Annotated in this window: 17 protein-coding genes and 4 pseudogenes; 4 read left to right on the top strand and 17 right to left on the bottom strand. The window is 67.2% G+C overall.

Annotated elements, in window-relative coordinates:
- Positions 1-260: 260 nt before the first annotated feature.
- The 4 genes and pseudogenes from EA796_RS21440 to EA796_RS23765 all read right to left on the bottom strand — a co-directional run.
- The gene (locus tag EA796_RS21440) at positions 261-563 is read right to left on the bottom strand and encodes a hypothetical protein (RefSeq protein WP_122110092.1); all 303 of its coding nucleotides are present in this window, start codon (positions 561-563) and stop codon (positions 261-263) included.
- A 48-nt stretch (positions 564-611) separates the two neighbouring features.
- The gene (gene creD, locus EA796_RS21445) at positions 612-1,955 is read right to left on the bottom strand and encodes a cell envelope integrity protein CreD (protein ID WP_122110093.1); all 1,344 of its coding nucleotides are present in this window, start codon (positions 1,953-1,955) and stop codon (positions 612-614) included.
- 422 nt (positions 1,956-2,377) lie between these two features.
- Positions 2,378-2,590 (bottom strand): annotated as a pseudogene (locus tag EA796_RS23760) (phage infection protein); the annotation flags it as partial.
- 216 nt (positions 2,591-2,806) lie between these two features.
- A pseudogene (locus tag EA796_RS23765) lies at positions 2,807-3,181 on the bottom strand (phage infection protein); the annotation flags it as partial.
- 236 nt (positions 3,182-3,417) lie between these two features.
- Here EA796_RS23765 and EA796_RS21460 point away from each other — a divergent pair.
- The 3 genes from EA796_RS21460 to EA796_RS23225 are packed head-to-tail and all read left to right on the top strand — an operon-like array spanning position 3,418 to position 8,326.
- Positions 3,418-5,049, top strand: a complete 1,632-nt coding sequence (locus tag EA796_RS21460; RefSeq protein WP_122110094.1) for a VRR-NUC domain-containing protein — start codon at positions 3,418-3,420, stop codon at positions 5,047-5,049.
- Entirely contained in the window at positions 5,046-7,355 is a 2,310-nt protein-coding gene (locus EA796_RS21465) for an ATP-dependent DNA helicase (RefSeq protein WP_122110095.1), read from the top strand. Before EA796_RS21460 ends, EA796_RS21465 begins: the two co-directional genes overlap by 4 nt.
- Positions 7,280-8,326: a hypothetical protein gene (locus tag EA796_RS23225; protein ID WP_158603106.1), complete on the top strand. Its 1,047-nt coding sequence runs from the start codon at positions 7,280-7,282 to the stop codon at positions 8,324-8,326. Before EA796_RS21465 ends, EA796_RS23225 begins: the two co-directional genes overlap by 76 nt.
- A 190-nt stretch (positions 8,327-8,516) precedes the next feature.
- Here the strand turns inward: EA796_RS23225 and EA796_RS21475 are convergent, their stop codons facing one another.
- The 6 genes and pseudogenes from EA796_RS21475 to EA796_RS21500 form a co-directional block, all read right to left on the bottom strand.
- Positions 8,517-9,014 carry a hypothetical protein gene (locus EA796_RS21475; RefSeq protein WP_122110097.1) on the bottom strand — a complete coding sequence of 166 codons (498 nt, stop codon included), beginning with the start codon at positions 9,012-9,014 and terminating at the stop codon, positions 8,517-8,519.
- A gap of 267 nt (positions 9,015-9,281) precedes the next feature.
- On the bottom strand, positions 9,282-10,064 hold the full coding sequence (locus tag EA796_RS23175; RefSeq protein WP_147459075.1) for a hypothetical protein: 783 nt from the start codon (positions 10,062-10,064) through the stop codon (positions 9,282-9,284).
- A gap of 74 nt (positions 10,065-10,138) precedes the next feature.
- On the bottom strand, positions 10,139-11,563 hold the full coding sequence (gene creC, locus EA796_RS21480; protein ID WP_122110098.1) for a two-component system sensor histidine kinase CreC: 1,425 nt from the start codon (positions 11,561-11,563) through the stop codon (positions 10,139-10,141).
- A gap of 3 nt (positions 11,564-11,566) precedes the next feature.
- A complete protein-coding gene (gene creB, locus EA796_RS21485; protein WP_122110099.1) occupies positions 11,567-12,253 on the bottom strand; it encodes a two-component system response regulator CreB in 687 nt (228 codons plus the stop codon).
- A 499-nt stretch (positions 12,254-12,752) separates the two neighbouring features.
- Positions 12,753-14,830 (bottom strand): annotated as a pseudogene (locus EA796_RS21490) (methyl-accepting chemotaxis protein).
- A gap of 276 nt (positions 14,831-15,106) precedes the next feature.
- The gene (locus EA796_RS21500) at positions 15,107-15,619 is read right to left on the bottom strand and encodes an ATP-dependent zinc protease (protein WP_122110100.1); all 513 of its coding nucleotides are present in this window, start codon (positions 15,617-15,619) and stop codon (positions 15,107-15,109) included.
- Positions 15,620-15,784: 165 nt separating this feature from the next.
- Here EA796_RS21500 and EA796_RS21505 point away from each other — a divergent pair, with 165 nt between their 5' ends.
- Positions 15,785-16,675, top strand: a complete 891-nt coding sequence (locus EA796_RS21505) for an acyltransferase (protein ID WP_021444344.1) — start codon at positions 15,785-15,787, stop codon at positions 16,673-16,675.
- Between the two features lie 128 nt (positions 16,676-16,803).
- Here the strand turns inward: EA796_RS21505 and fdhA are convergent, their stop codons facing one another.
- From fdhA to glyA, 7 genes and pseudogenes are all read right to left on the bottom strand, one after another.
- Positions 16,804-18,003 carry a formaldehyde dehydrogenase, glutathione-independent gene (gene fdhA / locus EA796_RS21510; RefSeq protein WP_122110101.1) on the bottom strand — a complete coding sequence of 400 codons (1,200 nt, stop codon included), beginning with the start codon at positions 18,001-18,003 and terminating at the stop codon, positions 16,804-16,806.
- 279 nt (positions 18,004-18,282) lie between these two features.
- Entirely contained in the window at positions 18,283-19,146 is an 864-nt protein-coding gene (purU, locus tag EA796_RS21515) for a formyltetrahydrofolate deformylase (RefSeq protein WP_122110102.1), read from the bottom strand.
- 145 nt (positions 19,147-19,291) lie between these two features.
- Positions 19,292-19,921, bottom strand: a complete 630-nt coding sequence (locus EA796_RS21520) for a sarcosine oxidase subunit gamma (RefSeq protein ID WP_122110103.1) — start codon at positions 19,919-19,921, stop codon at positions 19,292-19,294.
- A complete protein-coding gene (locus EA796_RS21525; RefSeq protein WP_122110104.1) occupies positions 19,914-22,931 on the bottom strand; it encodes a sarcosine oxidase subunit alpha in 3,018 nt (1,005 codons plus the stop codon). Before EA796_RS21525 ends, EA796_RS21520 begins: the two co-directional genes overlap by 8 nt.
- Positions 22,928-23,254 (bottom strand): sarcosine oxidase subunit delta, encoded by a 327-nt coding sequence (locus tag EA796_RS21530; protein ID WP_021445212.1) that lies wholly within the window; start codon positions 23,252-23,254, stop codon positions 22,928-22,930. Before EA796_RS21530 ends, EA796_RS21525 begins: the two co-directional genes overlap by 4 nt.
- A 55-nt stretch (positions 23,255-23,309) precedes the next feature.
- Complete coding sequence (locus EA796_RS21535; protein ID WP_122110105.1) at positions 23,310-24,560, bottom strand: sarcosine oxidase subunit beta family protein; 1,251 nt, start codon at positions 24,558-24,560, stop codon at positions 23,310-23,312.
- A gap of 66 nt (positions 24,561-24,626) precedes the next feature.
- A pseudogene (glyA, locus tag EA796_RS21540) lies at positions 24,627-25,289 on the bottom strand (serine hydroxymethyltransferase); the annotation flags it as partial.

Below are 25,289 nucleotides of genomic sequence, written 5' to 3' on the forward strand. Positions count from 1 at the left end.
GCCTAAAATCAACGGGGACGACTTTGGTCTAAGGAAACACTGAAATAGCCGTCATTCCCGCGCAGGCGGGACAGCAGCTTTATCGCTAAACCGCGCTTGCGCTGGCCCGCAGGGGAATAATCCAGGACCTGCGTAATCCCTGGGCCCCCGTGCAGATTCGCCGCGCAATCGCCCCTGCCGCGCCTGCGCGAACAACCCGGCGATACGCCGCGCCAACAGATGCCCGGCACGCGCCTCCTCGCGCAGACCTATATGCCCGCTCATGGCCGATACCACAGGCGCATAAAGCCCAGCGCCAGCAGCAGGCTGACCTGGCCCAGCGCCGCACAGAGCGAGAGGAAGGAGCGCAGCGTGCCGTTGTTCGCCGCGTCCTGTATGCCGGTCAGGGCATTCCAGAAGCCCTCGGGCAACAGCATCAGGCTCACATGGGCGAGCGGCTTGCCGGTCAGCAGCAGGCCGTCGATCAGGTCGAACCAGCCGGCGAACATCAGACCGATGAGGATCATCACCGCCACCACCAGGCCCAGGGCCAGGCAGGCGGAAAACTGCATGAACAGACGCATGGGATCAGCTCCAGAGAAGGGGCGCGGCCCACGCCGCGCCGATCGGATTCAGGCGTGCGGAGCAGTGCGGCCGACGCCGTACCAGTCCAGCTTGCGGGTCAGCACCATGACGCTGGCGAGTACACCGAACACCAGCAGCGAGCCCATCAGCAGGGCATGGTCCTCGGCGCTGAGCAGGCCGTAGAGCATGGCGTACAGCGCCGCCAGCAAGGCGCCAAAGCCCAGGCCGCGCCGCCAGCTGTGCAGCACGAAGCTGACGTAGAAGCCGATCAGGCCGACGCAGGCGCTGGCGGACAGGCCATAGGCCAGGGCGAACGCCAGGTGCTCGGACAGCGACAAGAGCAGCAGGTAGAACAGCGCCAGCGCCAGGCCCACCAGGGCGTACTGCACCGGGTGCACCGCCAGGCGCTTGAGCACCTCGAAGAGGAAGAAGGCGGCGAAGGTCAGGGCGATGAACAGCAGCGCGTATTTGATCGCGCGGTCGGTCTTCAGGTACTGGTCCACCGGGTCGACGAAGCTGACCCCGAAGTTGCGGCCGAGCAGCGCGTGACACTGCTCGCGGCCCACGCAGTCGGCCAGCGCCTCCTCCAGGTTGGTGGCGAAGAAGCTGGTCTGCCACTGCGCGCTGAAGCCCTGCGCGTTCACCTCGCGCTGGCTCGGCAGGTACTCGCCGACGAAGCTCGGGTGCGGCCAGTCGGAGCTCAGGCTGACCCGGCTGTCGCGCCCCACCGGCACCACGGCAAGCTGCTCGGTGCCCTGCAGCTTGAGGTCGAAGGCGAACTCCAGCAGCTGCCCGCCCTGCGCGTCGAGCGCCGGCAGCGGCGCATGCACGCCGGCGCCGAAACTGGGGTCGCCGCTGCCCGGGGCGAAGCCCAGGGTCTGGCCGTTGAGGCGCAGCTGCAGGTCGTTGCCGATGCCACGGATATCGCTGATGCCGACGGAAAGGAAGGGCTTGTCGAAACGGTAGAAACCCAGCTCGTCGCCCAGCCCCAGGCGCGGCGGCAGGCGGAACTGGCCGCTGACCTGGCTATCGCTGCGGTACAGGCGCGCCTGGTAGATGCCGCGCGCGCGCAGCTCGGTGCTCACCTGGCCGTCGAGCACGAAGCGCTCCGGCAGAAAATACAGGCGCCCGCGCTGCTGGCGCTCCTGCTGGTAACGCTCGCCGGTCTTGTCGTGGGTCTTCCATTCGTGGGTGGTCTTGACGTAGGGCAGCACCAGGATCGGCCCGGTGATCTGCTGGCGGTAGCTGGAGCTGCGGGCGATGTCCTGCAGCACCTGGCGGCGCAGGTTCTGACGTTCGTCGACCAGGCCGTCGATCATCAGCAGGGGAATCAGCAACAGCAGGATCAACAGGGCGATGGCGCCCAGCTTGAAGCTCAGGGTGCGGCTCATGGCGCGGCTCTCCGTAGCGAGTGAAGGTACGGCAGAGTCTGGGCAGCGCAGGTGGGGGCTTTATGGGGGGAACGTGGAGATTGCGTGGAGAAAGCGGAAAAGCATCAGGGCGCCGATTGCGGGCGCCCTGATTAACTGCTGCTGTGCGGCATCGAACTGCTCCCGCCAGAAGGGTTGGCGGGTCAGGCGATGCGGTTGATACCCACGCGGTCGGCACCGTCGGCGGCGATACGGTTGACGCCTACACGGTCGGCACCATCGGCGGCGATACGGTTGATACCTACACGGTCGGCACCATCGGCGGCGATGCGGTTGACGCCTACGCGGTCGGCGCCATCGGCGGCGATGCGGTTGACGCCTACGCGGTCGGCGCCATCGGCGGCGATGCGGTTGACGCCTACGCGGTCGGCGCCATCGGCGGCGATGCGGTTGACGCCTACGCGGTCGGCGCCATCGGCGGCGATGCGGTTGACGCCTACGCGGTCGGCGCCATCGGCGGCGATGCGGTTGACGCCTACGCGGTCGGCGCCATCGGCGGCGATGCGGTTGACGCCTACGCGGTCGGCGCCATCGGCGGCGATGCGGTTGACGCCTACGCGGTCGGCGCCATCGGCGGCGATGCGGTTGACGCCTACGCGGTCGGCGCCATCGGCGGCGATGCGGTTGACGCCTACGCGGTCGGCGCCATCGGCGGCGATGCGGTTGACGCCTACGCGGTCGGCGCCATCGGCGGCGATGCGGTTGACGCCTACGCGGTCGGCGCCATCGGCGGCGATGCGGTTGACGCCTACGCGGTCGGCGCCATCGGCGGCGATGCGGTTGACGCCTACGCGGTCGGCGCCATCGGCGGCGATGCGGTTGACGCCTACGCGGTCGGCGCCATCGGCGGCGATGCGGTTGACGCCTACGCGGTCGGCGCCATCGGCGGCGATGCGGTTGACGCCTACGCGGTCGGCGCCATCGGCGGCGATGCGGTTGACGCCTACGCGGTCGGCGCCATCGGCGGCGATGCGGTTGACGCCTACGCGGTCGGCGCCATCGGCGGCGATGCGGTTGACGCCTACGCGGTCGGCGCCATCGGCGGCGATGCGGTTGGTGCCTACGCGGTCGGCGCCGTCAGCGGCAACCGCCGGGGCGTTGGACTGCTCGACGGAGACCTGCGGCAGGGCGAACGCACCGGCGGACAGGCTGGCAATAACGAGGCTGGCGAGGATTTGCTTTTTCATGATCGGGCTCCTGGGTGGGGCTGGAAAGTGGCTACGGGGCCCATGTTACGCACGCCCCAATTTGGCAAAAGGGACATGTCTCGATAGCGACCATCGACGCCATCGATACCCGGAAAATTTCTTATCGATCATGGACATAGTAGTGATGAGCGGGAGCCGCCCATCCGTCCCGCCGCCGTTGCGCGACAGGGCGCACCCTGGTATCTGTACAAAAAACCAGTACCCAGCAGTGCGCCATGCCCCTCCTCGACGCCCCCGAACTCTATTACCTGGCCAACTTCCGCAAGGCCCTCGACTGGCTCGACGCCCATCACCGCGAGCTGATGGACGAGGCCGAGCAGACCTTCATCGCCAGCTTCATCCAGCTGCCGCTGCCGGCCCAGGCGCTACTGGTACGCCTGGTGATGCGCAAGGGCGTGCACTTTCGCGCGAGCAAACTGCGCTACGCCGAGATCGGCGACATCGCGACCGCCGCCGCGCCGCTGCTGGCGCAGGGCTGGCTGATCGACGACGCCGCGCTGACGTTCGACGAGCTCGGCGCCCTGCTGCTCAAGGACGAACTGGCTGCGCATTTCGCCGCCGACCTGCCGGGCGGCGCGCTGAAGAAGAGGGAACTGCTCGAATATCTGCGCGAGCTGCATGTCGAGCCGCGTAGCCTGGCCGACTGGTGCCCGCGCCTGGAAGACCGTCTGCTGAGCCTGGCCATCGGGCCGCTGTGCGACCGCCTGCGGCTGATGTTCTTCGGCAACCTGGCGCAGGACTGGTCGGAATTCGTCCTGGCCGACCTGGGCATCTTCCGCTACGAGCAGGTGCCGATCACCCCGGGTTCGCGCGGTTTCCGCAGCCGCCAGGATGTCTACCACTACCTGCATCTGCGCGCCTGCCGTGATGCTTTCGACGCGGGCATGGCGGTAACCGAGGTGCTGCAACTACTCGGTGATTTCTCCACCGACAATCCGCATATCGGCGAGCGCCACCAGCGCCTGCTGCTGCGCCTGGCCCAGCAGCTGGAACGCGCCGGCGAGCTGGAGTCGGCGCTGGCGCTGTACCGCGACACCGCCGCGCTCGGCTCACGGCAGCGGCAGATCCGCGTGCTGGAGCGCCTGGGCCGCGATGCCGAGGCGCTGGCCCTGGCCGAACGGGTCATCGATTCGCCATATAACGGCGAGGAGGCACAGCTGGCCGAACGGGCGCGTACCCGTCTGTGCAGACGCCTCGGTCTGCCGGCTCCGGCCAGGGCGGCGAAGCTGGTGGAGGATCGAATCGACCTGCTCCTGCCACGCGCCGCCAGCGTCGAGCTGGCCGTGGCCGCGTATCTGGCCGAACCCGATGCCCCGGTGCATTACGTGGAGAACACGCTGATCTGCGGGCTGTTCGGCCTGCTCTGCTGGGAGGTGATCTTCGCCCCGCTGCCCGGCGCCTTCTTCCACCCCTTCCATACCGGCCCGGTGGACCTGCACCGCGCCGACTTCCACGCCCGGCGCAGCGAGCTATTCGCCGCCTGCCTGGCACGCCTGGACGACGGCAGCTACGTCGAGGCCATGCGCCGCACCCATGCCGAGAAGTTCGGCATCCAGTCGCCCTTCGTGTTCTGGGAGCTGCTCGACGCCGAGCGCCTGGAGCAGGCGCTGGTCTGCCTGCCGCCGGCGCACCTGGGCGCCTGGTTCCGCCGCCTGCTCGCCGATATCCGCGAGAACCGCGCCGGCATGCCCGACCTGATCCAGTTCTGGCCGGCCGAGCGGCGCTACCGGATGATCGAGGTGAAAGGCCCGGGCGACCGCCTGCAGGACAACCAGAAACGCTGGCTGGCGTTCTGCGCCGAGCACGGCATGCCGGTCAGCGTCTGCTACGTGGAGTGGGCTGAGTGAGCCTGCGCATCGCCGTGCGCGAGCTGTGCGAATTCACCGCCAAGGAAGGCGACCTCGATCTGCGCTTCACCCCCTCGCCCACCGCCCAGGAGGGTATCGCGGGGCACGCCACGGTGGTCGCCCGGCGCGGCCCCGACTATATGTCCGAGCTGGCCGTAAGTGGCGAGTTCGAAGAACTGACGGTCAGCGGCCGTATCGACGGCTTCGATCCGCAGTTTCGCCTGCTGGAAGAGATCAAGACCCACCGCGGCGACGTCGCGCGCATCCCGGCCAACCATCGCCTGCTGCACTGGGCGCAGGTCAAGGTCTACGGCTGGCTGCTGTGCCAAGCGCTGGAACTCGATGAGCTAGACCTGGCGGTGGTGTACTTCAACGTCATCAGCCAGAAGGAAACGGTATTTCGCGAGCGCCACTCTGCCTGCGCATTGCGCGAGTTCTTCGAGCTGCAATGCCGCCGCTATATCCACTGGGCGCGCCAGGAGCAGGCCCATCGCCTGGCGCGCAACGCGGCGCTGACCACGCTGCGCTTTCCCTACGACGAGTTCCGCCATGGCCAGCGGCAACTGGCCGAGGCCGTGTACCGCGCCGCGCGCGACGGCCATTACCTGCTGGCGCAGGCCACCACCGGCATCGGCAAGACCCTCGGCACCCTGTTCCCGCAGCTCAAGGCCATGCCCGGCCAGCAGCTCGATCGCCTGTTCTTCCTCAGCGCCAAGACCCCGGGCCGGCGCCTGGCGCTGGACGCGCTGCAGCGCCTGCGCCAGCCCGAGACGCCGCTGCGGGTGCTGGAGCACGTGGCCCGCGACAAGGCCTGCGAGCATCCGGACAAGGCCTGCCACGGCGACTCCTGCCCGCTGGCCAAGGGCTTCTATGACCGCCTGCCGGCGGCGCGCAGCGCGGCGCTGAAGGAACGCTGGCTGGATCAACAGGCGGTGCGCGCCATCGCCCTCGCCCACGGCATCTGCCCCTACTACCTGAGCCAGGAACTGTGCCGCTGGAGCGACGTGGTGGTGGGCGACTACAACTACTACTTCGACCTCGGCGCCCTGCTGCACAGCCTGACCCTGGTCAACCAGTGGCGCGTCTGCCTGCTGGTGGACGAGGCGCATAACCTGGTCGAACGCGGCCGCAGCATGTACAGCGCCGAGCTGGACCAGGCGCGCTTCAAGGCCATGCGCCGCGACGCTCCGGCCAAGCTGAAAGGCGTGCTGGAGCGGGTCGACCGCCACTGGAACCAGCTGCACCGCGAGCAGCAGGTGCCCTATCAGGTCCATCCGCTGGCGCCGGACCTGCTGCTGGCCGCGCTGGGCAAGGCGGTCAGCGCCATCACCGATCTGCTCACCGACCAGCCCGAGGGCAATGCCGGCGAGCTGCTCAGCTTCTACCTCGACGCCATGCTGTTCTGCCGCCTGGCCGAGAGCTTCGGCCCGCACTCGCTGTTCGACATCAGCCGCGTCGAGGCCGGCAACGGCCGCAGCTACTCCACCCTGTGCATCCGCAACGTCCTGCCGGCGCCCTTTCTCGGCCCGCGCTTCGAGGACGCGCACAGCGCCACGCTGTTCTCCGCCACCCTCAGCCCCAGCCACTACTACCTCGACCTGCTCGGCCTGCCGGAGGAGACCCAGTGCCTGGACGTCGCCTCGCCCTTTACCGCCACGCAGCTGCAGGTGCGCGCGGTGCGCAACCTGTCCACCCGCTACCGCGACCGCGAGGCCTCGCTGGCGCCGATCTGCCGGCTGATCGCCCGCCAGTACCGCGAACGGCCGGGTAACTACCTGGCCTTCTTCAGCAGCTACCAGTACCTGCAACAGGTGCTGGACCTGCTGGCTCGCGAGCATCCCGAGATTCCTGTCTGGGTGCAGTCGCGGCAGATGGACGAAGCGGCGCGCCAGGGTTTTCTCGAACGCTTCCAGGTCGGCGGCCGCGGTATCGGCTTCGCCGTGCTCGGCGGGGTGTTCGGCGAGGGCGTCGACCTGCCCGGCGACCGCCTGATCGGCGCCTTCGTCGCCACCCTCGGCCTGGCCCAGGTCAACCCGATCAACGAGGAAATCCGCCAGCGCATGCACGCGCTGTTCGGCAACGGCTACGACTACACCTACCTCTACCCCGGCCTGCAGAAGGTGGTGCAGGCCGCCGGCCGGGTGATCCGCACGCCGGAGGACGAGGGCGTGCTCTACCTGATCGACGACCGCTTCGCCCGCCCGGAAGTGCGCGACCTGCTGCCGAGCTGGTGGCAGGTCGAGGCCATGCGCCTACCGGCGGAAACGACGAAGGCGCCCGAGCGGGCGCCTTCAGTCGAAACCTGAGCGAGGCGGCATCAGCCGATACGGCTGGCCCCGACGCGGTCGGCGCCATCGGCGGCGATGCGGTTGATACCGACGCGATCCGCACCATCGGCGGCAACGCGATTGGCACCGACGCGATCCGCACCGTCGGCGGCGACGCGATTGGCACCGACACGATCCGCACCATCGGCGGCAACGCGATTGGCACCGACGCGATCCGCACCGTCGGCGGCAACGCGATTGGCACCGACGCGATCCGCACCATCGGCGGCAACGCGATTGGCACCGACGCGATCCGCACCATCGGCGGCGACGCGATTGGCACCGACACGATCCGCACCATCGGCGGCAACGCGATTGGCACCGACGCGATCCGCACCGTCGGCGGCAACGCGATTGGCACCGACGCGATCCGCACCATCGGCGGCAACGCGATTGGCACCGACGCGATCCGCACCATCGGCGGCGACGCGATTGGCACCGACACGATCCGCACCATCGGCGGCAACGCGATTGGCACCGACGCGATCCGCACCGTCGGCGGCAACGCGATTGGCACCGACGCGATCCGCACCATCGGCGGCAACGCGATTGGCACCGACACGATCCGCACCATCGGCGGCGATACGATTGGCACCGACGCGATCCGCGCCATCGGCAGCGATACGATTGGCCCCGACGCGATCCGCACCATCGGCGGCGACGCGATTGACGCCTACGCGGTCGGCGCCGCCTTCGGTCACCAGCGGCGCAGCGCCGGATTGAACGGAAGACTGCGCCGCGGCGAAGGCACTGGCGGACAGGGCGGCGATAACGAGGCTGGCGAGGATGTGCTTTTTCATGGTCAGGCTCCGGGGCGGGCTGGAAGGTGGCTACGGAACCTATGCTACTCGCACGAAATTGATAAAAAAGCGCAAATAAACAATCTAAACAATCGAATCAGTAGATACAAAACTGAAACAAAACCCCGCTCCAAGGTTTCAGTCAGGTAATTCGACGGGCGGGAAGCGCAGGGCCAGGCCGTTGCTCGCCGTGCGGCTAGCAGGCTGTTGAAAAACGACCTGCGTTGCCATTGCGGCGTTAAAAACAGGCTCAAAATGCTCATTTACAACTCGTAAACTGCGCTTTTCCGCCTGTTTTTGCCTTGCACTGGCTGCCTCGCCTACGTTTTTCAACGGCCTGCTAGACGCGGCTGCCCGGGGTGCGGCGTGCGTGCTTCTGCTGCAGGATCAGCGAGGCTTCGTTGTAGGCCGTCTGGAAGGCGTCGCTGCCGATCCATTCCACCGCCGCGTCCTCGTCTTCATCGTGGAAGATCCCGCGATAGACGATCAGCAGACCCATCATAAAGTCGGTGGCCGCATCTTCCGCCTCCTCGGCGACCACCAGCTCCAGCACCGGGTACTGCAGGAACACCAGACACAGCGCCAGCAGGCTGATGCCCTCGCCGACCCGCATCGCCTGAAACAGGTCGTCGAAGTCCGCCGGATCGAACCCGTTCTCCTCGATGTCCTTGAAGTCGAAGATGCTCAGGTCGATGGCGACATCGTCGAACGGCTCGTCGATCAGCGGGTTGGCCAGCAGCGGATGCACCAGATTGGCTTTGGGCTTGCCCATGCGGTTCTGCTTGGCCTTGGCTTTGGCCCGCTGGGCGCGCTTTTTCTGTTTATCCGGGGAGGCCATAGGGGCGGGTTCCTTGTTCGAGACAGCCATATGCATGGCCCAGGGTGATCGGGGGCGTATTGTAGGCGGGTCTTGGTTGGGGGCGTTGGGTGGCGGGGATTATTTCTGCCTTATCGGCCGTTACCGGCTAGGAGCGGCCTCTCAGCATCAATACCGTGGTCTGTCTCCGATTGTTCCTCTGCGCAGAAACACTACAGTTATCTTTCACCGGCTCCAGCCTGATGCGAAACGCCACCCACGGCCAATTTCTTCCATGAATCGCCATACTCACTCAACAATCTTTGCACTAGTGAATGCTAGGTCAAGCCGGTAGGTGGCCGAGCAGTGAGAGCATCTTACTGGGGCCCATATACGTTCCAGAAGCACTGGAACTTTTGCCTCACATTTCTGGCAAGTAAATGTAATGGCATTGATTCGATTCAATACCTGCTCACCGCTCTCCGTTGTGTTCTTGGCGTAGATCGAATTACATTTCGTATTGCCGCATACAACAAGCTCGTCGTTATCAAACTCGCTCTGCCCGATATATACAGTAGCCCCGCAATCGCATTTGGCATGTATAACGGCCTTCATTGCCAATATCACCGTTGCCTTAGTGACACTTTCTAGAGCTTGAATTATTTCGCTAAAAGATTCTCTGGTTATCGGCTTTCTCTCCTCCCCAGCCGGCTTGGGGGCGGGAGCATGCAGGAATGAGCCAAGCTTGTTGTAAAACGTTCTAAATTTTCGCCAGGGAATTATCTTGGTCTTCCCGAGCGGTGTCCATTCGGATGGAACTTCACCGTCTTTAGCGTGCGGAGCTATGGACAGCTCCCCCTCTTGGTTGGACAGAGGGTCGAAAGAAGCCAGCAACTTCAGAATTTGATCTGCTTTCCAGACCCCAACCATATGACCGGGAAACACATCTCCGTATTGCTGCAATTGGCGGTAGGCCACTGTCTCCAGACAGAAACGCAGTTCAAGTGCAGAGTATCGAAGTGAGTGTTCTTCTGGACTATTCAGATGAGCCTTGGCTCGCTCCAAGTGAGATTTGATTCCGTACAGATCCATAATATGAAACCCCTCCATCGTGCTAATCCGTTTCTACACCCCTCTTACCCAATCCATCGCCAGCAAGCTAGCGCCTACCCACTCGGCAGAACCAGGCACACCTCCACCCCACCCTCGACATTGCCGATGTGCAGCTCGCCGCCATGCAGCTCGGCTACTTCCTGGACGAAGTTGAGGCCCAGGCCGGTGCTCTTGCGGCCGCTGCCGGGGCGCGGCAGGGAGTAGAAGCGTTCGGTCAGGCGCGCCAGGGCGTAGTCGGGGATCGCCTGGCCCTGGTTGAACAGGCGCAGCGTCACCCGCTGGCCTTGGCGTTCGGCACCGATGCGGATCGTGCCGCCGGGCGGGGTGAAGTCCAGGGCGTTGTCGAGCAGGTTGGCCAGCGCCTGGCGCAGCAGAAAGCGTTCGCCGCGCAGGCTCAGGTTCGCCGGCACGGCCTGCTCGACCCTCAGGTCGGCGGCGAGGATGCGCGCCTGCTGCGCCTGCAGCAGTTCGTCCACCAGCGCCGCCAGCGGCACCGCCACCCGCTCCTCCAGGCCCTGGCGCTGTTCCACCTGGGCCAGATGCAGCAGGCGTTCGATCAGTTGCTGCAGGCGCGCGCTTTCCTGCTGGATATTGGCCACGAAACGCTGGCGCTGCGCGGCCGGCATCTCGCCGTCGAGCAGTTCGGCGGCGCCGCGGATGGCCGCCAGCGGGCTCTTCAGTTCGTGGGTCAGGGTGTGTACGTAGCGCTCGACGTAGGCCTTGCCCTCCAGTTCGGTGCGCATACGCTCCACCGCCACGGCCAGCTGGCCCAGCTCGCCGCCGCGCACCCGTGGCGCCTCGGCGCGACGGCCCTCGCTGACCGCCTGGGCGTAGCGGGTCAGCTTGCCCAGCGCGGCGCCGAGCCACCAGGACAGCGCCGCGCCAATCAGCAGACCGAGGCCGATCAGGCCGGCGCCGAGCCAGCCCAGGCGGGTCTGCGAGCGCTCGATATAGGGCTGCAGGCTGCGGTTGGGCTTGGCCACCGAGACCACGCCGATGATCCGCTCGCCGTCCTTGATCGGCGCCGCCACGTACATCACCGAGGAATCCGGATCGCTGGGGTCTTCCCTGGTCGAGCGCGCGCCGTACTCGCCGCGCAGGGTCAGCAGCACGTCGTTCCAGCGCGAGTAGTCCTGGCCGACGGCCTGGCCGCTGGAGTCGAGCAGGACGATGCCCCGGGCGTCGGTGACGTAGATGCGGTGGTTGACCTGGGCCTTGCTCACGCCCCAGATATTCGCCCCGGGCTGGCGCCGGCCATAGGCCTCCAGCGCCTCGGGCAGGCGGCTGTGCTGCAGGCTGCCGGCCTTGACCTCGTCGCGCAGAATCTCGGCCAGCAGGTTGGCGGTGTCGACCAGGGTTTCCTCGGTGCTCTGGCGCACGCCGGGGCGGATCTCGTCCATCACCGTGCTCAGCACGAACCAGCCGGCCAGGCCGACGAAGAGGAAATAGACGAGAAAGATGCGCACGCCCAAGGGCATGGTTCAGCCCTCAGGATCGTAGCTGTAGCCCAGGCCGCGGTGGGTCTGGATCGGCTCGGCGGCGGCCACCACCGCGCGCAGCTTGGCGCGCAGGCTCTTGACATGGCTGTCGATATTGCGCTCGTAGCCGGCCTCGCTGGCCACGCCGAGGGCGTCGAGCAACTGCTCGCGGGAGAACACCCGCCGCGGCTGGCCGAGCAGGGTCTGCAGCAGGCGGAACTCGTGGCGGGTCAGGGCCAGGGGCTGGCCGTGGAAGGCGATCTGGTAGCGCGCCAGGTCGAGGCGAAAGGGCCCGGTCGCGGCGTTATCCACAGGCGCGGCGGCGCGTGGCGCCACCCGCTTGAGAATGGCCTTGACCCTGGCGGCCACCTCGCGCGGGCTGAACGGTTTGACCACGTAGTCGTCGGCGCCGATCTCCAGGCCCACCACGCGGTCGATCTCCTCGCTGCGCGCGGTGAGGAAGATCACCGGCACCTCGGAGAAGCGCCGCAGCCGCTTGCAGGCCTCGAAGCCGCTGATGTCCGGCAGGCCGACATCGAGTATCGCCAGGTCGAAGGCCTGGTTTTCCAGCAGCGCCAGCGCCTCGCCGGCGAGCGCCACCCAGCGGGTGGCGAAGCCTTCGGCCTGCAGCGCGTAGACCAGGGTATCGGCAATCGCGGCTTCGTCTTCGACTATCAGTATCTGCGGCATCGGGCGTCCTGCTCGGCGGGGCGGTCACGGCCGGCAGACTGCGCCAGCCCGAACAGCCCGTCAAGGCGACGCAATCGATGCACAGAAACTGGGGATGGCGCTGTGGATAAGCTTGGAGCAGTTGGCGCCGGGCCAGATGGTGCCTGGCTCTGCGGCGGCTGGCTGATTTCTGCGCGGCGCCGAGCATTCAGGCGAGACAGCGGTGCGCATCGCGCCCCCCGGGGGCGTTCACAAACCCACAGAAGCTGGGGGCCAAGTTGTTGATAACCTTGGAGTAATGCGCTGCAGGCGGCGCTGGCCGGGGGCTGCGGGCGATTGTGCGATTTGTGTACGGCGAGGGTGGCGCAGGGTTAGTCACAGGTGCTGCGTGCGGGGCACCTCAGGGGCCCTGGCTATGCACAGATACTGGGGACGGCGCTGTGGATAAGCTCGGGATGCCCGCTGCCAGGCCCGGCACCGCGGGGGCTGCGCCGGGTTGGCGGTTTTCTGCGCAACGGCGCTAGCCGAGCTGGAAACGCCCGGTGTTCTGCGCCAGGCCCTCGCTGCCGCGGCGCAGCTGTTCGGCGGCGCTGCTCACCGCCTGGGCGCCGTCGAGCAGCTGGCCGGCGGCCTGATCGACCTGCTGGATATTGCCGCTGACCTCGTCGGCGGTGGCGGCCTGCTGTTCGGCGGCGGTGGCGATCTGCGCCAGGCGGTCGCTGACCCGCTGCACCGACTCGACTATGGCCTGCAGGTCGTCGCCCATGGCCAGCACGCTGCCGATATCGCCGTCGGCCTGGCTGCAGGCCTCCTCCATCAGGCTCACCGACTGGCCGACCACGCGCTGCAGGTTGTCCACCGTCTGGGCGATTTCCTGGGTGGAATCCTGGGTGCGCTTGGACAGCGAGCGCACCTCGTCGGCGACCACGGCGAAACCGCGCCCGGCCTCGCCGGCGCGCGCCGCCTCGATCGCCGCGTTGAGCGCGAGCAGGTTGGTCTGCTCGGCGATGCCCTTGATCACCTCCACCACCCGGTTGATCTGCTGGGTCTGCTCGCGCAGCTGCTGCANTCCACCACCCGGTTGATCTGCTGGGTCTGCTCGCGCAGCTGCTGCAGCGCCGCGGCGCTGTCGCCCAGGCGGCTGCTGAGTTGGCGCATGCTGGCGCTGGTGCGGGCGCTGCGCTGGTTGCTGCCCAGCGCCACCTCGCGGGTCTGCTGCGCCTCCACCGCGGCCTGCTCGCAGCTCTGCGCCACGCTCTGCGCGGTGGCGGCCATCTGCGTGGCGGCGGTGGCGATCTGGCTCATCTGCGCCTGCTGCTGCTCCACCGCATCCAGCGCGTCGCGGGCCTGGCCGCCGAGCAGCTGCACCGTGTCGTCGAGCTGACGGCTCTCACGACCGACGCCCTGCAGCGAGTCGCGCAGCTGCGCCACGGCGCTGTTCAGCGCCTGGGCGATGGAGGCCAGGTCGTCGGCGCCATGCACCTGCATGCGCACGCGCAGGTCGCCGTCGCGCAGGCTTTCCGCCGCTTCGATGATGCCAGCGGTGCTACGGCGGATCGAGGCGTTGAGGCACAGCAGCACGTACAGCGCCAGCAGGGTGAGCAGGACGAAGGCGCCGATCACCTCGACCATGGTCAGCAGCGCGCGCTGGCGATGCTGCCCCAGGCTCGCGGCGAACTGGTCGTAGACCGCCTGCTGCAGCCCCTGCAACTGCGCCTCCAGGGCCTCGACGCGCTGCACGAACTGCTCCGGGGTCAGCGCCATGGGGCTGGCCTCGAACATGTCGCGGTCGATCTGCGCGAGGAACTGGTCGAAGCCGGCCAGCGCCGCCTCGAACGGCCCGGCCAGCTGGCGCATGGCCTGCGGCGCCTCGCGCTGCAGGGTGCTCTGCGCCTTGATCAGCTGCGCGCGCTGCTCGTCGAGGCCGCGGCGCAGGTCGCGGATCAGCACCCGGCTCTGCAGGGTGAAATGCTGCGACACCACCGCACCATGGCCCTGGGCGGCGAAGGTACCGAGCTGCTCGAGCAGGCGCGGCAGGATGTAGGTGAGCTGCTCCATCATCAGGTAGGTGGCCAGGCGCGGATCGAGGATCAGGCCGCTGTCGGTGGCCACCTGTTCGCGCAGGGCGAGCAGGTGCAGCAGGGTCTTCTGGTAACGTTCCAGCGCATCCGGTAACGCCACAGGGGCCAGGGCCTGCGCCTGAAGCCCAGCGCGTTCGGCTTGCAGCGCCTGGAAATGTTCGCGCGCCTGGGCGCCGATCAGCGCGCTCTGCAGTGGCACGGCGGCCTGCTGCAGGGCCTCGTCGAGCTGCGCCTCGCGCTGGCGCAGCAGCCCCTCGGCGGCGTTATCGGTGCCCTTCCAGCGCGCCAGCAGGGTGCGCTGGGCGATCAGCTCGCGCTGCACCAGGGCCATGGACTGCAGCGCCTGCGCGCCTTCCAGCTCGTGGTCGATGGCCTGCAGGCGACCCAGGTAGTCGCTGCTGATCACCCACAGGGCGTAGCCCAGCGGCAGGGCGAACAGCAGGAACACCAGCTGAAACTTGCGCGCGAAGCTGAACCGCTCCAGCAGCCGCACACCCGGTTTGAGTACTCCAGTCATCGCGACACCTCAACGAGTTCCACGGGCCCTCGCGGGCCAGGTAAGAAACTGCATCAAGCAAGAAACAGGCCGCCATCCTGGAGCACTCGGCGACCGCGGGCAGGTGGCTATGGCCCCGTGCCCGCAGTCTAGGTTCTGCACGAAAAGTGCCTGCGCTCGGTGATGCTGCGTTAAAAATCGGTTCGGAATGCTCATGTACAGCTCGTACACTCCGCTTCCTCACCGATTTTTGCCTTGCCTGACCTTCGCTCGACGACTTTTCGTACTGAACCTAGTTCAGCACTGCGGCCGCTCGCGGGTGTAGCGTTCGGCGGGGTTCACCGCCGCGCCGAAATCGCGCAGGGCGCTGGCGCCGATCAGCAGGGGGTAGTTGAAGGTGCTGCGGTCGGTGAGGTTGACCTCGATGGTGCGCTGCTGCTCGCCCAGGCACACCGGCAGCTCGATCACCGGGCGCTGCGAGGCCGCCGCCGTCTTCAGCGGCTGGCCGGCCAGCTCCTCGCTGCGCGTCTTGATCTCGGCGATGCGCACCAGCGGGTGCTCATGCACACGCTGCTCGGCGCCGTCCACCGCCAGGCGAAAGCGCACCCAGTCCTCGCCGTCGCGCTCGAAGCGCTGGATGTCCTTGGCCGACAGCGAGGCGGTCATGGCGCCGGTGTCCATCTTGGCCTTGAGGGTCTGGCCCAGCTCGGGCAGTGCGATCAGCTCGTAACGGCCGTACAGCGTGGGTTGCTGATTGGCCAGGGCCGGCAGGCTGAGCAGCGCGGCCAGCAAGATCAGGACATGGTTCAAGGTCGGTACTCCTGTAAGGGGATAGACCGGATTTCCGACCGCCCGCGGCGCCGCCCTGTTCCCCGGGCGGCGTGACAAGGTGTTACCAAGCGGCCCGCCGCTGCCCTTGGAGGCCGCGCCGCGCCTTGCTTATCATGGCTGGCCACCGCCCATCATGGAGTCGATATGCGCCCGCTGCTGACCGGCCTTGCCAACCTCGTGCTGTTGCTCGCCAACACCCTGATCCTGATCGGACCGCTGCTGCTGATCGCCCTGGCCAAGTTCGTCCTGCCCGGCCAGACGGCGCGCGACGCCTGCTCGCGCGGGGTGATGTGGGTGGCCGAGTTCTGGGCGGAGAACTGCAAGCGCATCTTCGCCCTGACCACCCCGACCCACTGGGACATCCGCGGCAACGCCGAGCTGCGCCGCGACCGCTCCTACCTGGTGATCAGCAACCACCAGTCCTGGGTCGACATCCCGGCGCTGGTGCAGGCGTTCAACCGCAAGACGCCCTACTTCAAGTTCTTCCTCAAGCAGCAGCTGATCTGGGTGCCGCTGCTCGGCCTGGCCTTCTGGGCGCTCGACTACCCCTTCATGAAGCGCTATTCGAAAGCGTTTCTGGAGAAGAATCCGCAGATGAAGGGCAAGGACCTGGAGATCACCAGGGCCGCTTGCGAGAAGTTCAAGCGCCTGCCGGTGACCGTGGTCAACTACCTCGAAGGCACCCGCTTCACCCCGGCCAAGCAGGCGCAGCAGGGCTCGCCCTACCAGCATCTGCTCAAGCCCAAGGCCGGCGGCGTGGCCTTCGTCCTCGCCACCCTGGGCGAGCAGATCGACGCCGTGCTGGACGTCACCCTGGTCTATCCGGGCCAAGGCGTGCCGGGCTTCTGGGCACTGCTCAGCGGCCAGGTGGCGAAGGTCATAGTGGATATCCAGACCCGCGAGCTGGACCCGGCGCTGTGGCAGGGCGACTACGAGAACGACGGCGAATTTCGCCAGTACCTGCAGGGCTGGGTGACGCAGCTGTGGCAGGACAAGGACGCGCGCATCGCGCAGATTCGCGCCGAGGGCGCGTGACGCCGGCACGAAAAAAGGGAGCCCGCAGGCTCCCGAAAAAAGGCGCGGACCAATGCGCCTGGCCGTAGCACCAACATTGAATCGGGGCGGACGGGCACGCGGCCCGTCCACCGTGCAGCGCAGCGCGATCAGGCCGCGCTGAAGGTCTTGTGCGGGTCGATGACGAATTTCTTCGGCACCCCGGCATCGAACTCGTGGTAGCCGTTGGGGGCCTGGTCCAAGCTGATGACCTGCACGCCGACCACCTCGGCGATGTTGATGCGATCCCACATGATGGCCTGCATCAGCGCACGGTTGTACTTCATCACCGGGGTCTGGCCGGTGTGGAAGCTGTGCGACTTGGCCCAGCCGAGGCCGAAGCGGATGCTCAGGGCGCCGATCTTCGCCGCCGCGTCCACCGCGCCCGGGTCTTCGGTGACGTAGAGGCCGGGAATGCCGATCTTGCCGGCCACGCGGGTGACCTGCATCAGCGAGTTGAGCACGGTGGCCGGAGCCTCGTGCTGCACGCCGTCATGGCCGTGACCGCGGGCCTCGAAGCCTACGCAGTCGATGGCGCAGTCGACTTCCGGCTCGCCGAGCAGCGCGGCGATCTGCTCATGCAGCGGAGTATCCTTGGACAGGTCGGCGATCTCGAAGCCCACCGCCTTGGCATGGGCCAGGCGCACCGGGTTGACGTCGCCGACTATGACCACGGCGGCGCCGAGCAGACGCGCCGAAGCGGCGGCGGCCAGGCCGACCGGACCGGCGCCGGCGACGTAGACGGTGCTGCCGGGGCCGACCCCGGCGGTGACCGCGCCGTGATAGCCGGTGGGCAGGATGTCGGACAGGCAGGTCAGGTCGCGGATCTTCTCCATGGCCTTGTCGCGATCCGGCAGCTTGAGCAGGTTGAAGTCGGCGTAGGGCACCAGCACGTATTCGGCCTGGCCGCCGGTCCAGTCGCCCATGTCGACGTAGCCGTAGGCGCCGCCGGCACGCGCCGGGTTGACGGTCAGGCAGACGCCGGTGTGCTGTTCCTTGCAGCTGCGGCAGCGGCCGCAGGCGACGTTGAACGGCACCGAAACCAGGTCGCCGATCTGCAGGCGCTCGACGTCGCGGCCCTTCTCGATCACCTCGCCGGTGATCTCGTGGCCCAGCACCAGGCCGACCTGGGCGGTGGTACGACCGCGCACCATATGCTGGTCGGAGCCGCAGATATTGGTGGAAACCACTTTCAGGATGACCCCGTGCTCGATCTTCTTGCCGCGCGGGTCCTGCATTTTCGGGTAGTCGATCTTTTGCACTTCGACCTTGCCCGCACCGAGATAAACCACACCACGATTACCAGACATGCGTCACTCTCCTTTGTTGTTGTGGATACAAGACGCGACCGAAGGGCCGCGCGGCCTTGCACTGGAGCTTTTCGTCTGTTGCCGGACACCGCCGGTGAAGCCTGGCAGAGCGGTGAACGAATCTAGGGTGCGCCGTGCGCACCTATGTTCTTGCGTGATACCCGGTGCGCGCGGCGATGCTCGCGACCGTTTTGATTAGGGTGGGCCGGGCGGCGATCCGCTTCAGCCCACCGAAAAAGCCTGTGGGCTGAAGCCCACCCTACGCGACTGCGATTGCCCTCAGGGGTTGAGCACCACCGTGCGGTTGGCGTTGAGGAACACGCGGCGGTCGATGTGGTAGCCGACGGCGCGGGCCAGGGTCAGGCACTCGATGTCGCGGCCCTTGGCGATCAGGTCCTCGGGGTAGTGGGCATGGTCCACCGCCTCCACGCCCTGGGCGATGATCGGCCCCTCGTCGAGGTGGTCGTTGACATAGTGGGCGGTGGCGCCGACCAGCTTGACGCCCTTCTGATAGGCCTGGTGGTAGGGCTTGGCGCCCTTGAAGCCGGGCAGCAGCGAGTGGTGGATATTGATCGCCCAGCCGTCCAGCTTGCGGCACAGCTCGGGCGACAGCACCTGCATGTAGCGGGCGAGCACCACCAGCTCGGCGCCGGTGTCCTCGACCACCTGCATGACCTTGCGCTCCTGCGCCGGCTTGTCGGCCGGGTCGAGCGGGAAGTGGTGATAGGGGATGCCGTGCCAGCGCGCCAGCGGCTCCAGATCCGGGTGGTTGGACACCACCGCCACCACGTCCATGGCCAGCTGGCCGATGCGCTGGCGGTAGAGCAGGTCGTTCAGGCAGTGGTCGGCCTTGGACACCATCAGCACCACCTTGGCCCGGTAGCCCGGCGGGGTCAGCTCCACCTGCATGGCGAAGGGCGCCAGACGCTCGGCCACTCCGGCGCGGAAGGCGGCCTCGTCGAAACCGTCCGGCTGGCGGAACTCGACGCGAATGAAGAAGCGCGAGGACAGCCGGTCATCGAAACTGTGGTGCTCGGTGACGTAGCAGCGCTGCTCGAACAGAAAGCGCGTCACCGCGTCCACCGTGCCGAGCACGCTCGGGCAGTGGGCGGTGAGAATCCAGGTATCGGGGGTGCGGCTCATGTCGATCTCCAAAGCGCAACGACGTAGGTTGGGCTGAGCTTGCGAAGCCCAACAAGGGGCGCACGGCGCTCCCTGCGGCCTTCCGGGGCTCCCTGCGTTGGGCCTCGCTGCGCTCGGCACCAACCTACCCAGAGCCCCTTGTCGATCAGGCTTCTACCGCCAGCCCGTACTCGGCGCTGGCATCCTGCAGCCACAGCCAGAAGTAGTCGGAGAAGCTGCGGCGGATCAGCAGTTCCCAGGTTTCCTCGGCGGTGTGGCGGATGATCAGCTGCGACTTGGCGAACACCGTGCCCACCGCCTTGCCCACCGGGAAGTTGCTCGGGTGCACGTCGTAGCTGCTGGACTTCATCAGCAGCTCGCGCACCTTGGGCCCGGACAGTTCCAGCAGGGTCTGCCCGCCGCTGACGTTGACCACCGAGATGTGCTGGCCGGCCAGCGCCTCGCGCAGCTTGGCCTCGACCTCGAACTCGCTGCCGCCAGGCACGATCAGCAGCCACTCGTCCGGGCCCAGCCACTGCAGCGAGCTGTCGCCGCTGGCCACCAGGGTCAGCGCCACCGGCAGCTCCAGGCCCAGGGCCTTGTGCACGCCGCCGGCGAACTCGGCATCGTCGGCGTCGCCGCGCAGGATCAGGTGACCCAGCAGCTTCTTCTCGCGCAGGGTCACCCCGGCGCGCTTGGGGCCCTTGCCGGCCAGCTCGTGCAGGCCGGCGTGGTGCAGCGGCGATTGCCCGGCGATGTCGGCGGGGCGTTGCTGGTAAACGTTCACGTTAGACATTCTGGCGATCCCCTTTCGGGTCATAGAACACGGGGCTGACGATTTCGGCTTCGATCACGCTGCCATCGGCCAGCGGCGCGAACACGCGCTCGCCGATCCGCGAGAGGCCGCCCCGCACCAGGGCCATGGCGAAGCTGTAACCCATGGCCGCGCTCATATAGCTGGAGGTGACGTGACCGACCATGGTCATCGGCACCGGCTGCTTGGGGTCGAACACCAGCTGCGCGCCTTCGGGCAGGACCTTGTTCGGGTCCAGGGGCTTGAGGCCGATCAGCTGCTTGCGGTTTTCCTTGAGGCAGTCCTCGCGGTTCATGCCGCGCCAGCCGATCCAGGAGAACGGCTTGGTGCGACCGACGCACCAGCCCATGCCCAGATCGTCCGGGGTGACCGAGCCGTCGGTGTCCTGGCCGATGATGATGAAACCCTTCTCGGCACGCAGCACGTGCATGGTCTCGGTGCCGTAGGGGGTCAGGCCGTGCTTCTGGCCGGCGGCGATGATCTTCTCCCACACGCCGAGGGCGTAGTTGGCCTGCACGTTGACCTCGTAGGACAGCTCGCCGGTGAAGGAGATGCGGAACACCCGCGCCGGTACGCCGCCGACCTTGCCTTCCTTCCAGCTCATGAAGGGGAAGGCGTCTTTATCGAGATCGATATCCGTCACTTCCGCCAGCAGCTTGCGGCTATTGGGGCCGGACAGGGTCATGGTCGCCCAGTGGTCGGTGACCGAGGTGAAGTACACCTTCAGCTCCGGCCACTCGGTCTGGTGGTAGATCTCCAGCCACTCCATCACCCGGGCGGCGCCGCCGGTGGTGGTGGTCATGACGAAATGGTTGTCGGCCAGACAGGCGGTGACGCCGTCGTCGAAGACCATGCCGTCTTCCTTGCACATCAGGCCGTAGCGGGCCTTGCCCACGTCCAGCTTGGTCCAGGCGTTGGTGTAGACGCGGTTGAGGAACTCGCGCGCATCCGGGCCCTGGATGTCGATCTTGCCCAGGGTCGAGGCGTCGAGGATGCCCACCGCGTTGCGCACCGCCAGGCACTCGCGGGCCACCGCGGCGTGCATGTCTTCGCCGTTCTTGGGGAAGTACCAGGGACGCTTCCACTGGCCGACGTCCTCGAACTCGGCGCCGTTCTCCAGGTGCCACTTGTGCATGGCGGTGTAGCGCTTGGGCTCGAACAGCTCGCCGCAGTGACGGCCGGCGATGGCGCCGAAGGTCACCGGGGTGTAGTTCGGGCGGAACATGGTGGTGCCCATCTCGGCGATGCTGATGCCCAGCGAACGCGCGGCGATGGCCAGGCCGTTAATGTTGCCCAGCTTGCCCTGGTCGGTGCCGAAGCCCAGCGCGGTGTAGCGCTTGACGTGCTCGACCGACTCGAAGCCCTCGCGGGTGGCCAGCTCGATGCCGGCCGCGGTGACGTCGTTCTGCTGGTCGACGAACTGCTTCGGCGCCCGCGCGGTGCCCTTGTCGTGCGGCACCTGGAACAGCGCGACCGCGGCTTCCTCGATGCGCTTCTCGGCCTTCGGCAGGCTGCCGGCGACAGCCTTGAAGCCGGCTTCGGCGGCGGCCTTGGCGCCGGCCTCGAAGCCGTCGGCGAGGCTGTCGCCGAGGCCGAACACGCCGTTGACCGCACCGGCGCAATAGCGCTTCTGGAAGCCTTCGCCGGGGACGAAGGCGAGGATGTCTTCGCGCCACAGCGGACGGCCGCCGAGGTGCGAGGCCAGGTGCACCACCGGGCTGTAGCCGCCGGAGCTGGCGATCAGGTCGCAGTCGAGCATTTCGCCGGGGCTGCTGACCTTGTGCTTGGCCAGGTCGATGGCGCAGATGCGCGCACCGGTGACGCGCTTGCTGCCGCGCGCCTCGACCACCGCACTGCCGGTGAGCACGCGCACGCCACGCCGGCGCGCCTCCTCGACCCAGCTGCCGCGCGGGTTGCTGCGCGCATCGGCGACCGCCACCACCTGCAGGCCGGCGTCCAGCCAGTCGAGCACCACGCGGTAGGCGTAATCGTTGTTGGTCGACAGCACCAGTTTCTGCCCGGGCGCCACGCCGTAGCGGCGCACGTAGGTGGATACCGCATCGGCCAGCATGTTGCCGGGCACGTCGTTGCCGGCGTACACCAGCGGCCGCTCGTGGGCGCCGGTGGCCAGCACCACGCGACCGGCACGCACACGGTGCATGCGCTGACGCGCCTGGCCCATGGGCGCGACTTCGCCGAGGTGATCGGTGAGACGCTGATGGATGGTGAGGAAGTTGTGGTCGTGGTAGCCGTTGACCGTGGCGCGCGGCAGCAGGGTCACTTCCGGCATCTTTTCCAGCTCGGCGATGGCCTTGGCGGCCCATTCGGCGGCCGGCTTGCCGTCGAGGGTCTCGCGGGTGGAGAGCAGGCTGCCGCCGAACTCTTCCTGTTCGTCGGCGAGGATCACCCGCGCACCGCTGCGCCCGGCGGCCAGAGCCGCAGCCAGACCGGCGGGGCCGGCGCCGACCACCAGCACGTCGCAGTGCTGGTTCATATAGTCGTAGATGTCCGGATCGTTTTCCTTCGGCGCACGGCCCAGGCCTGCGGCCTTACGGATGTACTTCTCGTAGGTCAGCCAGAGGTTCTGCGGGTACATGAAGGTCTTGTAGTAGAAACCGGGCGGCATCATGCCGCCGCCGACCTTGCCGAGAATGCCCATCAGGTCGGTGTTGACGCTCGGCCAGCCGTTGGTGCTGGCGGCCGTCAGGCCCTGGTAAAGCGCCTGCTGGGTGGCGCGCACGTTGGGGATCTGGGTGGCCTCGCTGGAGCCGATCTGCAGCACAGCATTGGGCTCTTCGGCACCGGCGGCGACTATGCCGCGCGGACGCGAGTACTTGAAGCTGCGGCCGACCACGTCGACGCCGTTGGCCAGCAGGGCAGCGGCCAGGGTATCGCCGGCGTAACCCTGAAAGGTCTGACCGTTGAAGCTGAAAGTCAGGGGCTGGCTGCGGTCGATGCGGCCGCCCTGGGCAAGACGATTGACCTGGCTCATGCCGTTACTCCTTGGTCGACGGCCTTCTTCGCGGCGAGGGAGGCCTCAGTCACGCTGGGGCGCTCGCCGATCTTGTAGGTTTCGAGGATTTCGTAGCTCACCGTGTGACGGGTGACGTTGAAGTACTGGCGGCAGCCCGCCGCGTGGATCCACAGCTCGTGGTGGATGCCGCGCGGGTTGTCGCGGAAGAACAGGTACTCGCCCCACTCCTCGTCGGTGCAGGCGTTCGGGTCCAGCGGGCGGGCGATGTGCGCCTGGCCGCCGGCGTGGAACTCTTCTTCGGAACGCAGTTCGCCACAGTGAGGGCAGAAGATATGCAACATGCTCGGTACCTCCAGAAAACCATCGTCCCTCTCTCAGCGAGAGAGGGCGCCAAAATCAGTGCGCGACACCCGCCGCGCCGTGCTCGTCGATCAGCGCGCCGTTGTGGAAGCGCTCGATGGAGAACGCCTTGGCCAGCGGGTGCATCTCGCCCTTGGCCAGGCTGGCGGCGAACACGTGGCCCGAACCCGGGGTGGCCTTGAAGCCGCCGGTGCCCCAGCCACAGTTGAAGAACAGGTTCTTCACCGGGGTCTTGGCGATGATCGGGCAGGCGTCCGGGGTGGTGTCGACGATGCCGCCCCACTGGCGGTTCATGCGCACCCGCGAGAGCACCGGGAACATCTCGACGATGGCCTGCAGGGTGTGTTCGATGGTCGGGTAGGAGCCACGCTGGCCGTAGCCGTTGTAGCCGTCGATGCCGGCGCCGATGACCAGGTCGCCCTTGTCCGACTGACTGATATAGCCGTGCACGGCGTTGGACATGATCACGGTGTCGATGATCGGCTTGATCGGCTCGGAGACCAGCGCCTGCAGCGGGTGCGACTCCAGCGGCAGGCGGAAACCGGCGAGCTTGGCCATATGCCCGGAGTTACCGGCGGTGACCACGCCGACGCGCTTGGCGCCGATGAAGCCCTTGCTGGTTTCCACGCCGATCACCGCGCCGTTTTCCTTGCGGAAACCGATCACCTCGGTCTGCTGGATCAGGTCGACGCCCAGGGCGTCGGCGGCGCGGGCGAAGCCCCAGGCCACCGCGTCGTGACGGGCGACGCCGCCGCGACGCTGCAGCGAGGCGCCGAGCACCGGGTAACGGGTGTTCTTCGAGCAGTCCAGGTAGGGGATCATCTCCGCCACCTGCTTGGCATCGACCACTTCGCCGTCGATGCCGTTGAGGCGGTTGGCGCTGACCCGACGCTCGATGTCGCGCATGTCCTGCAGGGTGTGGCCGAGGTTGAACACGCCGCGCTGGGAGAACATGACGTTGTAGTTGAGGTCCTGCGACAGGCCCTCCCACAGCTTCATGGCGTGCTCGTAGAGCTGCGCCGATTCGTCCCACAGGTAGTTGGAGCGCACGATGGTGGTGTTGCGCGCGGTGTTGCCGCCGCCCAGCCAGCCCTTCTCGACCACGGCGACGTTCTTCACGCCGAACTCCTTGGCCAGGTAATAGGCGGTGGCCAGACCGTGGCCGCCACCGCCGACGATGATCACGTCGTAGACCGGCTTGGGCGTCGGGTTGCGCCACATGCGCTGCCAATTCTCATGGTGGCTGAACGAGTGCTTGAACAGGCCGAAGCCGGAATAACGTTGCATGGGCATGCTCCAGGGTTCTACTCCCCTCTCCCGCTTGCGGGAGAGGGGCCGGGGGAGAGGGTTGGCTTAGCGATACACCGGGTAATCCGCGCACAGCCCGGCCACCAGCTTGGCCACCTGCGCCTCGACGTCGGCATCGCCGAGGTGGTCGAGGATGTCGCAGATCCAGCCGGCCAGCGCCTCGCACTGGGCGACCTTGAAGCCGCGGGTGGTGACCGCCGGGGTGCCGATGCGGATACCCGAGGTGACGAACGGCGACTGCGGGTCGTTGGGCACCGCGTTCTTGTTCACCGTGATGCCGGCGCGACCGAGGGCGGCATCGGCCTCCTTGCCGGTCAGGCCCTGCTTGATCAGGCTGAGCAGGAATAGGTGGTTGTCGGTACCGCCGGAGACCACTTCGAAGCCGCGCTCGACGAACACCCGCGCCATGGCCTGGGCGTTGTCGATCACCTGCTGCTGGTAGGCCTTGAACTCGGGCTCCATGGCTTCCTTGAAGCACACTGCCTTGGCCGCGATCACGTGCATCAGCGGGCCGCCCTGGGCGCCGGGGAACACCGCGGAGTTGAGCTTCTTCTCGATCTCCTCGTTGGCCTTGGCCAGGATCAGGCCGCCGCGCGGGCCGCGCAGGGTCTTGTGAGTGGTGGTGGTGACCACGTCGGCGAAGGGGATCGGATTGGGGTACAGACCGGCGGCGACCAGCCCGGCGACGTGGGCCATGTCGACGAACAG

The organism is Pseudomonas sp. AOB-7 (assembly GCF_003696305.1).
Lineage (GTDB): Bacteria > Pseudomonadota > Gammaproteobacteria > Pseudomonadales > Pseudomonadaceae > Aquipseudomonas.

Coding starts and splice junctions, on each gene's coding strand:
- EA796_RS21440 (WP_122110092.1), bottom strand. CDS start 563: ATGCGTCTGTTCATGCAGTTTTCCGCCTGCCTGGCCCTGGGCCTGGTG.
- creD (WP_122110093.1), bottom strand. CDS start 1,955: ATGAGCCGCACCCTGAGCTTCAAGCTGGGCGCCATCGCCCTGTTGATC.
- EA796_RS21460 (WP_122110094.1), top strand. CDS start 3,418: ATGCCCCTCCTCGACGCCCCCGAACTCTATTACCTGGCCAACTTCCGC.
- EA796_RS21475 (WP_122110097.1), bottom strand. CDS start 9,014: ATGGCCTCCCCGGATAAACAGAAAAAGCGCGCCCAGCGGGCCAAAGCC.
- EA796_RS23175 (WP_147459075.1), bottom strand. CDS start 10,064: ATGGATCTGTACGGAATCAAATCTCACTTGGAGCGAGCCAAGGCTCAT.
- creC (WP_122110098.1), bottom strand. CDS start 11,563: ATGCCCTTGGGCGTGCGCATCTTTCTCGTCTATTTCCTCTTCGTCGGC.
- creB (WP_122110099.1), bottom strand. CDS start 12,253: ATGCCGCAGATACTGATAGTCGAAGACGAAGCCGCGATTGCCGATACC.
- EA796_RS21505 (WP_021444344.1), top strand. CDS start 15,785: ATGCGCCCGCTGCTGACCGGCCTTGCCAACCTCGTGCTGTTGCTCGCC.
- fdhA (WP_122110101.1), bottom strand. CDS start 18,003: ATGTCTGGTAATCGTGGTGTGGTTTATCTCGGTGCGGGCAAGGTCGAA.
- purU (WP_122110102.1), bottom strand. CDS start 19,146: ATGAGCCGCACCCCCGATACCTGGATTCTCACCGCCCACTGCCCGAGC.
- EA796_RS21520 (WP_122110103.1), bottom strand. CDS start 19,921: ATGTCTAACGTGAACGTTTACCAGCAACGCCCCGCCGACATCGCCGGG.
- EA796_RS21525 (WP_122110104.1), bottom strand. CDS start 22,931: ATGAGCCAGGTCAATCGTCTTGCCCAGGGCGGCCGCATCGACCGCAGC.
- EA796_RS21530 (WP_021445212.1), bottom strand. CDS start 23,254: ATGTTGCATATCTTCTGCCCTCACTGTGGCGAACTGCGTTCCGAAGAA.
- EA796_RS21535 (WP_122110105.1), bottom strand. CDS start 24,560: ATGCAACGTTATTCCGGCTTCGGCCTGTTCAAGCACTCGTTCAGCCAC.